General features: G+C 51.7%; 12 protein-coding genes. 10 read left to right on the forward strand and 2 right to left on the reverse strand.

The window, feature by feature from the left end; all coding sequences use genetic code 11:
* Positions 1–162: 162 nt before the first annotated feature.
* Both otsB and otsA read left to right on the forward strand, forming a co-directional pair.
* Positions 163–966, forward strand: a complete 804-nt coding sequence (gene otsB, locus OGV77_RS18610; protein WP_087051725.1) for a trehalose-phosphatase — start codon at positions 163–165, stop codon at positions 964–966.
* Entirely contained in the window at positions 941–2,362 is a 1,422-nt protein-coding gene (gene otsA / locus OGV77_RS18615; RefSeq protein WP_080625004.1) for an alpha,alpha-trehalose-phosphate synthase, read from the forward strand. Before otsB ends, otsA begins: the two co-directional genes overlap by 26 nt.
* Positions 2,363–2,379: 17 nt before the next feature.
* On the opposite strand, the gene uspC is transcribed toward otsA, so the two are convergent.
* Entirely contained in the window at positions 2,380–2,808 is a 429-nt protein-coding gene (gene uspC / locus OGV77_RS18620) for a universal stress protein UspC (protein WP_043016749.1), read from the reverse strand.
* A gap of 793 nt (positions 2,809–3,601) precedes the next feature.
* On the opposite strand from uspC, the gene flhD reads away from it, so the two are divergent.
* The 6 genes from flhD (at position 3,602) to cheW (ending at position 9,045) form a co-directional block, all read left to right on the forward strand.
* Complete coding sequence (gene flhD, locus OGV77_RS18625; RefSeq protein ID WP_003034622.1) at positions 3,602–3,943, forward strand: flagellar transcriptional regulator FlhD; 342 nt, start codon at positions 3,602–3,604, stop codon at positions 3,941–3,943.
* Positions 3,940–4,524, forward strand: a complete 585-nt coding sequence (flhC, locus tag OGV77_RS18630) for a flagellar transcriptional regulator FlhC (protein WP_008785071.1) — start codon at positions 3,940–3,942, stop codon at positions 4,522–4,524. The genes flhD and flhC overlap by 4 nt, the downstream gene beginning before the upstream one ends.
* Before the next feature lie 124 nt (positions 4,525–4,648).
* Positions 4,649–5,536, forward strand: coding sequence for a flagellar motor stator protein MotA (gene motA / locus OGV77_RS18635; RefSeq protein WP_016153442.1), 888 nt, complete (start codon positions 4,649–4,651; stop codon positions 5,534–5,536).
* Positions 5,533–6,462 (forward strand): flagellar motor protein MotB, encoded by a 930-nt coding sequence (motB, locus tag OGV77_RS18640; protein ID WP_016153441.1) that lies wholly within the window; start codon positions 5,533–5,535, stop codon positions 6,460–6,462. The genes motA and motB overlap by 4 nt, the downstream gene beginning before the upstream one ends.
* A 4-nt stretch (positions 6,463–6,466) precedes the next feature.
* Positions 6,467–8,521 carry a chemotaxis protein CheA gene (gene cheA / locus OGV77_RS18645; protein WP_043016748.1) on the forward strand — a complete coding sequence of 685 codons (2,055 nt, stop codon included), beginning with the start codon at positions 6,467–6,469 and terminating at the stop codon, positions 8,519–8,521.
* A 20-nt stretch (positions 8,522–8,541) separates the two neighbouring features.
* Positions 8,542–9,045, forward strand: a complete 504-nt coding sequence (cheW, locus tag OGV77_RS18650; protein WP_003034638.1) for a chemotaxis protein CheW — start codon at positions 8,542–8,544, stop codon at positions 9,043–9,045.
* Positions 9,046–9,123: 78 nt separating this feature from the next.
* Here cheW and OGV77_RS18655 read toward each other — a convergent pair whose 3' ends face one another.
* Positions 9,124–10,383, reverse strand: coding sequence for a dicarboxylate/amino acid:cation symporter (locus OGV77_RS18655; protein ID WP_080625005.1), 1,260 nt, complete (start codon positions 10,381–10,383; stop codon positions 9,124–9,126).
* A 406-nt stretch (positions 10,384–10,789) separates the two neighbouring features.
* Between OGV77_RS18655 and tar the strand changes: the two genes are divergently transcribed.
* Both tar and tap read left to right on the forward strand, forming a co-directional pair.
* Positions 10,790–12,445: a methyl-accepting chemotaxis protein II gene (gene tar / locus OGV77_RS18660; RefSeq protein WP_043016746.1), complete on the forward strand. Its 1,656-nt coding sequence runs from the start codon at positions 10,790–10,792 to the stop codon at positions 12,443–12,445.
* A 43-nt stretch (positions 12,446–12,488) separates the two neighbouring features.
* Positions 12,489–14,090, forward strand: coding sequence for a methyl-accepting chemotaxis protein IV (gene tap, locus OGV77_RS18665; RefSeq protein ID WP_075146010.1), 1,602 nt, complete (start codon positions 12,489–12,491; stop codon positions 14,088–14,090).
* The last annotated feature ends 18 nt before the right edge of the window (positions 14,091–14,108 follow it).

Raw genomic sequence — 14,108 nt, forward strand, 5'->3', positions numbered from 1 at the left:
AACTTTTTAGTCTAGCTTTAGCTCATCGCCAGCCGCTACCCGGCTGGCGATTGTTTTTGCAAATGGCGAGCATGGTCACACTGTCTATACTTATATCCGTCGTACATCATATATACGGCGCGATCCGCGCGGCGTACAGACCATGATGAGGAGGATAACCGGGTGACAGCATCACTGATCATACCCCCTGAACAATCTGCAAACTGTGCTTATTTTTTTGATCTCGATGGGACATTGGCTGAGATCAAACCTTATCCAGACCAGGTCGTCGTCCCTAAGACAATCCTGCAGTTATTACATCAGCTGGCTACGCGTAATGCGGGGGCGCTGGCATTGATTTCAGGGCGCTCGATGGCTGAGCTTGATGCGCTTACCACTCCCTTACGTTTTCCGCTCGCCGGAGTGCATGGGGCTGAGCGCCGTGATATCAATGGCCAAACTCATATAGTGCGCCTGGCTGAGGCAATAGAGCGCGAAGCAGGAGAGTTATTACAAACCGCGCTGGCGACGATGCCGGGTACAACGCTTGAAGCAAAAGGAATGGCTTTCGCGCTGCATTACCGCCAGGCCCCGGAACATGAAGCGGCGCTAATTAATCTGGCTGAGCGTATCACGCACAGATGGCCGCAACTGGCTTTACAGCATGGAAAATGCGTTGTGGAGATAAAACCAAAGGGGACCAATAAAGGCGATGCAATTGCCGCATTTATGCAGGAAGCCCCTTTTGCCGGTCGGATCCCCGTTTTTTTCGGAGACGATCTGACGGACGAAACAGGGTTTGGCGTGGTTAATCGCGCTGGCGGGATTTCCGTGAAGGTGGGGAACGGAGCGACGCAGGCGACATGGCGTCTGGATGGCGTGAGTGATGTCTGGCACTGGCTGGAACAAATTAACTCTTCGCAGCAAGAATCGAAAGCAACGAATAACAGAAGAGGTGGCTATGAGTCGTTTAGTCGTAGTATCTAATCGTATCGCCTCACCAGATGACAAAGGGAGCGCAGGTGGGCTTGCTGTCGGCGTGCTGGGCGCGTTGAAGGCTGCTGGTGGCCTGTGGTTTGGCTGGAGTGGCGATACGGGTAATGAGGACAAACCATTAAAAAAAGTCACGCGTGGCAATATTACCTGGGCTTCGTTTAATTTGAGTGAGCAGGACTACGAAGAGTATTACTGCCAGTTTTCAAATGCTGTTCTATGGCCTGCGTTTCATTATCGTCTGGACCTGGTACAGTTTCAGCGTCCTGCATGGGAAGGCTATCAGCGGGTGAATGCCTTACTGGTAGATAAACTGCTGCCGCTGCTTAGCGATGACGACATCATCTGGATTCATGATTACCATCTGCTGCCGTTTGCCAGCGAACTGCGTAAACGCGGTGTGAATAACCGTATCGGCTTTTTCCTGCATATTCCATTTCCGACGCCGGAAATTTTTAATGCGCTACCTCCACATCAGGCGCTACTTGAGCAGATGTGCGATTTTGATTTGCTCGGTTTCCAGACCGAAAACGACCGTCAGGCTTTTCTGGATTGCCTGGCAGCCCAGACGCAGGTATCCACGCAGAGCGATAATCACCACCGGGCATGGGGAAAAGCGTTTCGCACCCAGGTGTATCCTATTGGTATTGAGCCAGATGAGATCGCCCGGCAGGCCTCCGGACCTTTGCCGCCGAAGCTGGCGCAACTGAAAGCGGAACTCAAAAATGTGCAGAATATATTTTCAGTTGAGCGTCTGGATTACTCTAAAGGGTTGCCAGAGCGATTTCAGGCCTATGAGGCTCTGCTGGAACACTATCCGCAGCACCACGGTAAAATTCGCTACACGCAGATAGCGCCAACGTCGCGTGAAGAGGTACAGGCCTACCAGGATATTCGTCACCAACTGGAGACTGAAGCGGGGAGGATTAACGGTAAATATGGCCAACTGGGCTGGACGCCGCTCTATTATCTGAATCAGTACTTTGATCGTAAATTGCTGATGAAGATCTTCCGCTACTCTGATGTAGGACTGGTGACCCCGCTGCGCGATGGTATGAACCTGGTGGCGAAAGAGTTCGTGGCCGCGCAGGATCCTGCCAACCCTGGCGTGCTGGTGTTATCACAATTTGCCGGGGCCGCAAACGAGCTAACTGCCGCCCTTATTGTTAATCCTTACGATCGCGATGAAGTCGCTGGCGCATTAAACCAGGCGCTGACGATGCCGCTTGCCGAGCGTATCTCTCGCCACGCTGAGATGCTCGAGACTATCATTAAAAACGATATCGACAACTGGCAGGCGATGTTCATTTGCGATCTGGAAAAAGTCATCCCGCGCCAGAGTAAACAGCCATTGCCAGACAACGTTTCATCCTGCTCTAAGCTGGCGTAACGCTCAGAAAGTGAAGATCAATCTCCAGCCAGTGGAACCAACAGAACATCCACCTGGCTGGCACCGATCACGCTTTTCGCTGAGCAGGACGCGCGTGAAAAGAAACTGTGGTTATGGTTGCCATAAATGACCAGATCGACCGCGTGCTTCCGGCATACGTCCAGAATATGTTCATTCAGGGCCCCATAGGTGATAAAGGTATGCTCAATGGGGTACTGCGCGTCTTTGCTGAGCTTGTCGATAAAATCCTGAGTCTCTTCTTGCATCACTTCTCGCAGGTCTTCAAGCATAGGCGCTGCAAACTGATTATACAGTTCTGGGTCTGAGACCAGGGTTATCAGGCTAATACGGGCATTAACAGGACGAGCGATTGATACCGCCCTGGCTAACAACTGCTGGCTTTCTGGAGTCGCGGCAACGGCCACAAGAATGTGTGTATAGCTCATAACTCGCTCCTTTTTTTCAAGAATTATGAGAGGATTTTTCAGCATTACTTAGCTTACTCCATACTGCAACGTTTCCTTCCCTGATAGTGTGAATGTCATCATGGTTATTCATTAATTATTCTTATAAATAGAATAATTGCTTCATATAACTTCTAATTACGTTCAGCTTCCTTAAGTAAAACTCACTGCTAATGAAAACAATGTGTTAATAAAAAATAAACATATTTTAACATTTGAGCGGTTATCACAGCCTGGTATTAATTAATCACCCTTAATATTTAAGTCTTTGTTTATAAAGCGTTTAATCAAAATGATGTTTTACATTAAATATGTGATCAAGCTCGCTATTTCACGACGTGATATTAACGTTCGTGAACAAAATACTATTCGCTTTTAATGCAAGAATATTCGTACGCCAGGAATTGAAATGGAGAATATGGGGTTAAAAAACATGCAAAGTAAAAGCTGTGCTGATGGATTTATGTTAAGTGTTTAGCTGGTTTATGTGATCTGTGTCACATATTCTTCAAATTCGCAGCATAGCTACGTTGTATGTGTAACTTGTGGCGGGTAGAGTTGCGTCGAATTAGGAAAAATCTTAGACAATTGTAAGAATTGATGTGAGCTTGTAAGGAGCGCGGCCTTCTGAAAAGGGAATGTTTAGACAACGCGTAAGTGCCGTCACGCTGCTATGTATTTGACCTTTTGCTTTTTTTTACCGGGCCTTCCCGGCGACATCACGGGGTGCGGTTTCACCGCATGAAAACAATGTTGGTTATTATGGATGCAAATAATGCATACATCCGAGTTGCTGAAACACATTTATGACATCAATCTGTCATATTTATTGCTTGCACAACGTTTGATCGTTCAGGACAAAGCATCTGCGATGTTTCGCCTTGGTATCAGCGAAGAGATGGCGGACACGTTGGCAACATTAACACTTCCTCAAATGGTCAAACTGGCTGAAACAAACCAACTGGTATGTCATTTCCGCTTCGACGATCACCAGACGGTTACTCGCCTGACGCAAGACTCCCGCGTTGACGATCTTCAGCAAATTCATACCGGTATCATGCTTTCAACGCGGCTGTTAAGCGACATCGATGATGCAGCGCGCAAGAAAAGGGCTTGATGATGAGCGAAAAAAGCATTGTTCAGGAAGCGCGTGATATCCAGCTAGCGATGGAATTAATCACATTGGGCGCCCGTTTGCAAATGCTGGAAAGCGAAACGCAATTAAGCCGTGGCCGACTTATCAAGTTGTACAAAGAATTACGCGGTAGTCCTCCGCCAAAAGGGATGCTGCCTTTTTCCACCGACTGGTTTATGACGTGGGAACAAAACATTCATGCTTCGATGTTTTGCAACGCCTGGCAATTCCTGCTCAAAACCGGTTTGTGCAGCGGCGTGGATGCCGTAATCAAAGCGTATCGTTTATACCTTGAGCAGTGTCCGCAGCCGGAAGAGGGGCCGCTGCTGGCGCTAACTCGCGCATGGACGCTGGTACGTTTTGTCGACAGCGGATTGCTGGAGTTATCCCAATGCAATTGCTGCGGTGGGAATTTTATCACCCACGCACACCAACCCGCAGGTAGCTTTGCCTGCAGTTTATGCCAACCGCCATCACGGGCCGTAAAAAGACGTAAACTTTCCCAGAATGCTGCCGATATTATTCCACAACTGCTGGATGAACAGATCGAACAGGCTGTTTAACTGATACGGTGTGGACAAACACTCCAGCAGCGGTAAGCGATTACCGCTGCTTTTTTTTGTCCTGACCTTAAGTTAACTGCCCGACTGCGCATCCTGTCATAGTCAATTGCGAAAGGATGATGTCGTGCTTATCTTATTAGGTTACCTGGTTGTTATTGGTACAGTTTTCGGCGGGTATATGATGACCGGCGGACACCTTGGGGCACTCTATCAACCGGCTGAGCTGGTGATTATCGGTGGCGCGGGTATTGGGGCATTCATCGTCGGCAATAACGGAAAAGCCATTAAGGGGACGATGAAAGCGATCCCGATGCTTTTTCGTCGTTCAAAATATACCAAAGCGATGTATATGGATCTGCTGGCGCTGCTGTATCGCCTGATGGCCAAGTCACGTCAGCAGGGCATGTTCTCGCTTGAACGCGACATTGAAAACCCTAAAGAGAGTGAAATCTTCGCCAGCTATCCGCGCATTCTTGCGGATGCCGTAATGCTTGATTTCATTGTCGATTATCTGCGTTTGATCATCAGCGGCAACATGAACACGTTTGAAATTGAAGCGCTGATGGACGAAGAAATTGAGACTCACGAAAGTGAGGCCGAAGTCCCGGCTAACAGTCTGGCGATGGTGGGTGATTCATTACCGGCGTTCGGGATCGTGGCGGCGGTCATGGGGGTTGTTCATGCGCTGGCTTCTGCCGATCGTCCGGCGGCTGAACTGGGTTCGCTGATTGCTCATGCGATGGTAGGGACATTCCTCGGTATTTTACTGGCCTATGGATTTATTTCTCCGCTTGCCAGCGTTCTGCGGCAGAAAAGCGCTGAAACCACCAAAATGATGCAGTGTGTGAAGATAACACTGCTCTCCAATCTGAATGGTTACGCGCCGCCAATTGCCGTCGAATTTGGTCGTAAGACTCTGTATTCCAGCGAACGTCCATCGTTTATCGAGCTGGAAGAGCATGTGCGTGCGGTAAGAAATCCAACTGCGCAGCAGACGACCGAGGACGCATGAAAAATCAGGCCCATCCCATTATCGTTGTAAAGCGACGCAAACATAAAGGTCACGGTGGTGGGGCGCATGGTTCGTGGAAAATCGCCTACGCCGATTTTATGACCGCGATGATGGCCTTCTTTCTGGTGATGTGGCTCATTTCCATCTCCAGCCCTAAAGAATTGATCCAGATTGCCGAATATTTCCGTACGCCGTTGGCTACCGCGGTGACTGGGGGAAATCGAATTTCGAATAGCCAAAGTCCAATTCCAGGCGGTGGGGACGACTACACCCAGCAGCAGGGAGAAGTGAACAAGCAGCCGAATATCGACGATCTGAGAAAACGCATGGAACAAAGCCGGTTGAGCAAACTTCGCGGCGATCTCGATCAGTTGATTGAATCTGACCCTAAACTGCGTGCGCTGCGCCCGCACTTGAAAATTGATTTAGTGCAGGAAGGACTACGGATACAGATTATCGACAGTCAGAACCGCCCAATGTTTAAAACCGGTAGCGCTGAGGTTGAGCCGTATATGCGCGACATCCTGCGAGCCATCGCGCCAGTGCTTAACGGCATTCCTAACCGAATCAGCCTTTCCGGCCATACGGATGATTACCCTTACGCCAATGGTGAAAAAGGGTATAGCAACTGGGAGTTGTCCGCCGATCGCGCTAACGCGTCGCGTCGCGAACTGGTTAGCGGCGGTCTGGATGATGGAAAAGTATTACGAGTGGTCGGTATGGCCGCCACGATGCGTCTGAGCGATCGCGGTCCCGAAGACGCAATCAACCGCCGTATTAGCCTGCTGGTTCTTAATAAGCAGGCGGAAGAGGCCATTTTGCATGAAAACGCTGAAAGCCAGAATGAGCCGGTAAGTGTCTTACAACAGCCAGCGGAACTTCCGCCGGCAAGCGTTCCCACATCGCCACCAGCCAATCCGAGGTGATAGCGTGAGCATGGATATAAGCGATTTTTATCAAACATTTTTTGATGAAGCTGACGAACTGTTGGCTGATATGGAGCAACACCTGCTTGATTTGGTTCCTGAAGCCCCGGATTCCGAACAGCTGAATGCGATTTTTCGTGCCGCGCACTCGATAAAAGGCGGGGCGGGCACCTTCGGCTTTACCATTTTGCAGGAAACGACCCATCTGATGGAAAACCTGTTGGATGAAGCGCGGCGTGGCGAAATGCAGCTTAATGCCGACATTATCAACCTGTTTTTGGAAACGAAAGATATTATGCAGGAACAGCTCGACGCCTATAAAAACTCAGAAGAGCCGGATGCCGCTAGCTTTGAGTACATTTGTAATGCGTTACGACAGTTAGCGCTCGAAGCGAAAGGTGAAACCGCACCGGCAGTCGTCAACACCGCAAAATTGAGCGTTGTTGACAGCGCTGCAATGCAGGAAGAGGCGGTTGCCATTTCTGAATCCGCCAGTGAGGAGAGCAAGAAACGCATTATTCTCTCGCGCCTGAAAGCCAGTGAAGTCGATTTACTGGAAGAGGAACTGGGGAATCTGGCGACCTTAACCGATGTGGTGAAAGGAAGCGACACGCTGTCGGCAACGCTTGATGGCAATCTCGCAGAAGATGACATCATTGCAGTGCTTTGTTTCGTGATTGAAGCTGACCAGATTGAATTTGAAACCGTCAGCGCAGCGCCCGTAACCGTTGAAACTGAAGCCGAGGCCGAAGCCGAAGCGGTAGCCGTTGTCGCGAAGCCGCAGCCGGCCGCCGTTGCGCCAGTGGTGAAAGCCGCCGCCAGTGAAGCGCCACACGGACGCGCGGAACGTGACAAACCCGCCCGCGCCAGCGAGTCGACCAGCATCCGCGTAGCGGTTGAGAAGGTCGATCAGCTCATTAACCTGGTTGGTGAGTTGGTGATCACCCAGTCAATGTTGGCACAACGCTCAAACGAACTGGATCCCGTTAATCACGGCGATCTGATCACCAGTATGGGTCAGTTACAACGTAACGCCCGCGATTTGCAAGAGTCGGTGATGTCGATTCGTATGATGCCGATGGAGTACGTGTTCAGCCGTTTCCCACGCCTGGTCCGCGACCTGGCCGGTAAATTGGGTAAACAGGTTGAGCTGACGCAGGTGGGGAGTTCAACAGAACTCGATAAAAGCCTGATTGAACGCATCATCGATCCGTTGACGCATCTGGTGCGTAACAGCCTGGACCACGGCATTGAACTGCCGGAAAAACGCATGGAAGCGGGGAAAAGCCCGGTCGGTAACCTGACGCTTTCCGCAGAGCACCAGGGCGGGAATATCTGTATTGAAGTGACCGATGATGGCGCTGGTCTGAACCGCGAACGCATCCTCGCCAAAGCGATCTCTCAGGGGATGCCGATCCACGAAAACATGAGCGATGACGAAGTGGGTATGCTGATCTTCGCGCCAGGCTTTTCGACCGCCGAACAGGTGACGGATGTCTCCGGACGCGGCGTGGGTATGGATGTAGTGAAGCGAAATATCCAGGAGATGGGCGGCCATGTTGAGATCCAGTCCAGACAGGGACAAGGGACAACGATTCGAATTCTGCTGCCGCTGACGCTGGCGATCCTCGACGGGATGTCGGTGCGCGTAGCGGATGAAGTCTTTATTCTGCCGCTGAATGCCGTTATGGAATCACTGCAACCGCGTGAAGAAGATTTGCATCCGCTGGCCGGAGGAGAGCGCGTTCTGGAAGTGCGCGGCGAGTATTTACCGCTGGTTGAGTTGTGGAAAGTCTTCGAAGTTGAAGGCGCAAAAACTGAAGCGACTCAAGGGATTGTGGTGATTTTACAGAGTGCAGGGCGTCGCTACGCGCTGCTGGTCGATCAGTTAATTGGCCAACACCAGGTGGTGGTCAAAAACCTGGAAAGTAACTACCGCAAAGTGCCAGGCATTTCTGCAGCAACGATCCTCGGCGACGGCAGCGTCGCGCTGATTGTCGATGTCTCTGCATTGCAGGGATTGAACCGCGAACAACGTGTGGCGATCACAGCCGCCTGATTGAGTGAGAAGGGAATAATATGACCGGTATGAGTAATGTAACTAAACTGGCCGGCGAACCGTCAGGTCAGGAATTCCTCGTGTTTACGCTGGGGGATGAAGAGTACGGTATCGATATCCTGAAAGTGCAGGAAATCCGCGGCTATGATCAGGTGACGCGCATTGCTAACACGCCTGCGTTTATCAAAGGCGTTACGAACCTGCGCGGTGTGATTGTGCCGATTGTTGACCTGCGCGTGAAGTTTAGCCAGAGCGATGTGGATTACAACGAAAACACCGTGGTGATTGTGCTGAACCTGGGTCAGCGCGTAGTCGGGATTGTAGTAGATGGCGTCTCGGATGTGCTGTCGCTGACGACGGATCAAATCCGTCCGGCGCCGGAGTTTGCGGTAACGCTGTCGACGGAATACCTGACGGGACTGGGGGCGCTGGGTGACCGGATGCTGATTCTGGTCAACATTGAGAAGCTGCTGAACAGCGAAGAAATGGCGCTGCTGGATATTGCCGCTTCCCACGTCGCATAATCTTTAAACATGTTATCCGGCCTACAATGCTCGCTGTTGTAGGCCGGATAAGCGTAACGCATCCGGCAGATTTCCCTCTTATGCTTCCCGCTCAACCAGGTCCGGCTCTTCTTCCAGTAAACCTTCATCCTGTGCCAGCATCGCCGTTGCAATCCCGTTTCCTAATACGTTGATCGCAGATCGTCCCATATCCAGGAAGTGGTCAATCCCCATTAGTAACAGGATCCCGGCGACCGGAATGTTAAAGCTCGGAATGGTTGCCGCCAGCACCACCAGCGCTGAACGCGGCACGCCGGCAATCCCTTTGGACGCCAGCATCAGCGTCAGCATCAGGACGGTGATTTGGGCAAAGGAGAGGTGAATATTATAGGCCTGCGCGATAAACATAGAGGCAAATGAACAGTAGACCATCGAGCCGACCAGGTTAAACGAATAACCGATAGGCAGCACGAAAGACACGATGTTGGGTGAGCAACCAAATTTGGTTAATTGCTCCAGCGTTTTCGGATAAGCGGCTTCAGAGCTGCTGGTGGTGAATGCGACCAGGACCGGATCCTTCAGCATGCTCAGCAGGCGAAATACCTCTTTTTTCAGCATCACATAACCCACCGCCAGCAACGCCAGGCAGGTCAGCAAAATAGCCACATAGTAGCCGCCGATGAACGATGCATAGTTGAGCAGGATCCCCAGACCCTGGGTAGAGATAACGGAGGAAATGGCGGCAAAAATAGCCAGCGGCGCGACGTACATCACATAGCCAGTCACCTTCAGCATAATGTGGGAGACCACATCCAGCGCGGCAACCAGCGGGGCGTTGAATTTCTCACCAAGCGATGCTCCGCCAATACCGAAGAACATCGAGAACACCACAATTTGCAGGATCTCATTATTGGCCATCGCCTCGGCGATGCTGGTTGGAATGGTATGCGTCAGAAAACCTTTCAGGCTCATGCCGCCCACGGCCAGGCCGGTATCTGCGGCCTCCAGCGGGATCGCCAGGTTCAGTCCGCTGCCGGGTTGCTCAAGAGAAACCACAAACAGACCGACCAGGATAGACAGTATGGAAGAGCTGATAAACCAAATCATTGCTTTCCCGCCTACGCGCCCGATGGTGGATGTTTCTCCCAGGCGCATAATTCCGACGGTCAGGGTACTGAATACTAAAGGCGCGATGACCATTTTAATCAGGCGCAAAAAGATGTCGGTGAGAAGCGTAATATTATCGGCCCAGGCGGTCACAACGCCGGGGGAGGCATAAGAGTGGATCACCGCACCCGACAGGATCCCCGCCAGCATGAAGATCACGATAAACAACGTGAGTTTGTTTGCATTTGCCACTAAAAAGCCCTCAGTAAAGATTTAACATTTATTGATCGGTTACTCATTTTTTATACTTATTAAGTGGTAACGAAGTATTCATCATATAAATTGAATTAAAGCGCCAGCTGATACAACTTTTTTTAATTTTTTATCCATTTTGTTGTGGTATTTACGATGAGTATGTGTGATCTCAATCACACATAATTAAGTGTTTCGGCCATTCTGAGCATGCTGACCGATGAAAATAAATGTTATTCACATGATAATTATGGTGTTTTTATGTGAATGACTTGTGGTTGCCGTACACCCGTTTTGCCGCCCTCCCGCCAGGCTGCACGCCCCTTGAGGATTTCCTTTTCGCAAACGTAAAGTTATCTCAGCGACTGCCGATAACGTTGATAACTCGTTTTCAGGAAGGTGCCTTATGTTTAACCGTATCCGCGTTGTCACAATGCTGATGATGGTGCTGGGGGTTTTCGCACTGCTACAGCTTGTTTCCGGTGGTCTGTTGTTTTCCTCATTGCAGCAGAATCAGCAAAGTTTTGTTATCTCTAACGATCTACGACAGCAGCAAAGTGAACTCACCTCAACATGGGATCTGATGCTGCAAACACGAATCAATTTAAGCCGTTCTTCTGCACGCATGATGATGGATGCGTCAAACCAGCAAAGCAGCGCGAAAAACGATCTGCTGAAGAATGCCAAAGCATCGCTGGCGCAGGCTGAAACGCATTACGCAAAATTTAAAAACATGACACCGTTGCCGGAGATGGTAGAGGCCAGCGGCAACGTTGAGGAGAAATATCAGCAATACCATGCGGCCTTAGCAGAGCTGGTTCAGTTTCTGGAAAATGGCAATATGGACGCCTATTTTGCGCAACCTACCCAGGGAATGCAAAACGCGCTCGGCGAGGCGTTGGGCAAATACGCCAGCGTTAGCGAAAAGCTTTACGTTCAGGCATTTGATCAAAGCGCGCGGGATTACCATTTCGCCCAATGGCAGCTTGGCGTGCTGGCTGTCGTGCTGGTGCTGATTCTGGTAGTGGTGTGGTACGGCATCCGCCATACCCTGCTTAATCCTCTGTCTCGGGTCATTGCCCATATTCGCGAAATCGCCAGCGGTAACCTGACCGCCACCCTGGCCGTTAGTGGCCGTAACGAAATCGGCGAGTTGGCCAGTACCGTTGATCATATGCAGCGTTCGCTGACAGAAACCGTCACCCTGGTGCGTGAAGGCTCTGATGCGATTTATTCCGGTACCAGTGAAATTGCCAGCGGGAACACTGACCTTTCATCTCGCACGGAACAGCAGGCGTCTGCGCTGGAAGAAACCGCAGCCAGCATGGAACAGTTGACCGCAACCGTTAAGCAAAATGCGGACAACGCGCGTCAGGCCTCGCAACTGGCAAAAAGCGCCTCCGACACTGCACAACATGGCGGCAAAGTGGTTGATAGCGTGGTGAATACCATGCACGAAATCGCCGATAGCTCGAAGAAAATCGCCGATATCATCAGCGTCATCGATGGCATTGCCTTTCAGACCAATATTCTCGCACTGAACGCAGCGGTTGAAGCCGCACGCGCCGGTGAGCAAGGCCGCGGCTTTGCTGTGGTTGCGGGCGAAGTGCGTAATCTGGCAAGCCGCAGTGCGCAGGCGGCGAAAGAGATTAAAGCGTTGATTGAAGATTCTGTTTCCCGAGTGGATACCGGTTCAGTTCTGGTAGAAAGCGCAGGCGAAACAATGAACGACATCGTCAATGCCGTGACGCGGGTGACCGACATTATGGGCGAGATTGCCTCGGCCTCCGATGAGCAAAGTCGGGGGATTGATCAGGTTGCGCTCGCGGTCTCCGAAATGGATCGCGTTACGCAGCAGAACGCCTCGTTGGTCCAGGAATCGGCTGCCGCTGCCGCTGCACTGGAAGAACAGGCCAGCCGTCTGACGCAGTCGGTGTCGACCTTCCGTCTGGCGTCACGTCCGGCGTCGACAAAACCACGCGATACTCGATTACCTGCAGCGTCGAGCGCGTCCTATCCGCGCCAGAGCATTGAACAAGATACGAATTGGGAAACATTTTGACTGGTAGTTAAACCGCGGCCAGTGCCGCCCGATGGGAGCGTTGATGTTTAATCGTATTCGAATTTCGACCACGCTGTTTTTGATTTTAATCCTCTGCGGTGTTTTGCAGATTGGCAGTAATGGCTTGTCCTTCTGGGCATTTCGGGACGGTTTTCAGAACCTGAATCAGGTCGAACGGAGTAATCAGCAACGCGCTGCGCTGGCCCAAACCCGCGCTGTGTTATTACAGGCCAGTACGGCCCTTAATAAGGCAGGGACGCTGACCGCCCTGAGCTATCCGCCAGAGGACATCAAAACGCTGATGACCCTCGCGCGCGATAGCCTGGCGCAGTCTGAATTGATGTTTAAACGCTTTATGGCGACGTCGGATCCGTCGAAACAAGGCAAGGCGCTGTTTGGCGCAACGGAGAATAGTTTCAGTCAGTGGCACAGCGCGCTCGCGCATCAGGCCACCTGGCTTGAAAACAATCAGTTGTCAGATTTTCTGACCGCGCCGGTGCAGGCGGCTCAAGATGCTTTTGATGCGAATGTGAATGCCTGGCAGAGCAACATCGACAGCGTGTTGCAAACGGCAGGCGAACAGAGCCAGCGAAATTACCATATGTCGGGGGTGATTTTTGCCACCATGGTGGTACTGGCGGCACTGCTCACCAGCGGTGCGTTGTACTGGTCGCGCAAGATGATTGTTCAGCCGCTGGCGATTGTTGGCAGTCATTTCGACAGCATTGCTGCAGGTAATCTGGCCAGGCCAGTAGCGGTTTATGGGCGCAATGAGATCTCGGCTATTTTTGCCAGCCTGAAGAAGATGCAGCAGGCGTTACGTGAAACGGTCAGTGAGGTACGCCAGGGCAGCTCAGCCATGCATAGTGGCATTTCAGAAATCGCGATGGGCAATAACGATTTATCTTCGCGAACTGAACAGCAGGCGGCCGCGTTGGCGCAAACGGCAGCCAGCATGGAACAACTGACCGCCACCGTCGGGCAGAATGCGGATAACGCGCGCCAGGCGTCAGGAATTGCCAAAAGTGCGGCCGACACCGCGCATAAAGGCGGTGAACAGACGACCCGGGTGGCCAGCACCATGCATGAGATTTCCGCCAGCTCGCAGAAAATTGGCGACATCATCGGCGTGATTGACAGCATTGCCTTCCAGACCAATATCCTGGCGCTGAATGCCGCGGTAGAGGCTGCCCGCGCAGGTGAACAGGGGCGCGGTTTTGCCGTTGTCGCGGGTGAAGTGCGCAATCTGGCAAGTCGTAGCGCGCAGGCGGCGAAAGAAATTAAAGGACTCATTGAAGAGTCTGTCACCCGAGTGCATCAGGGTTCGCAACTGGTTGATATGGCTGCACGCACCATGACGGAAATTGTCAGCTCGGTTACCCGGGTTAACGACATCATGGGCGAGATCGCCTCTGCTTCTGATGAACAGCGCAGAGGCATTGAGCAGGTGGCGCAGGCCGTCAGCCAGATGGATTCAGTGACGCAGCAAAACGCCGGGCTGGTGGAAGAAGCCGCATCCGCCACCGGACAACTCGCCACACAGGCCGATAATCTTTCCGCCTGCGTCGCATTTTTCAAGCTTGAAGAGCAAACCGTAACAAAACAAGAGTTGGCGCAGCCGCAGGTTGTGCCCGTTGTATCCTGAATGTGATTGAGAAGGCGC

Origin of the sequence: Citrobacter sp. Ce129, assembly GCF_030334545.1 — a bacterium.
In the GTDB taxonomy this organism is placed as follows: Bacteria; Pseudomonadota; Gammaproteobacteria; order Enterobacterales; family Enterobacteriaceae; genus Citrobacter; species Citrobacter europaeus.

What these genes read in the sequence shown, in the direction of transcription:
- flhD (WP_003034622.1), top strand. Translation starts at nt 3,602, where the DNA reads ATGCATACATCCGAGTTGCTGAAACACATTTATGACATCAATCTGTCA.
- tap (WP_075146010.1), top strand. Translation starts at nt 12,489, where the DNA reads ATGTTTAATCGTATTCGAATTTCGACCACGCTGTTTTTGATTTTAATC.
- cheW (WP_003034638.1), top strand. Translation starts at nt 8,542, where the DNA reads ATGACCGGTATGAGTAATGTAACTAAACTGGCCGGCGAACCGTCAGGT.
- motB (WP_016153441.1), top strand. Translation starts at nt 5,533, where the DNA reads ATGAAAAATCAGGCCCATCCCATTATCGTTGTAAAGCGACGCAAACAT.
- otsA (WP_080625004.1), top strand. Translation starts at nt 941, where the DNA reads ATGAGTCGTTTAGTCGTAGTATCTAATCGTATCGCCTCACCAGATGAC.
- uspC (WP_043016749.1), bottom strand. Translation starts at nt 2,808, where the DNA reads ATGAGCTATACACACATTCTTGTGGCCGTTGCCGCGACTCCAGAAAGC.
- tar (WP_043016746.1), top strand. Translation starts at nt 10,790, where the DNA reads ATGTTTAACCGTATCCGCGTTGTCACAATGCTGATGATGGTGCTGGGG.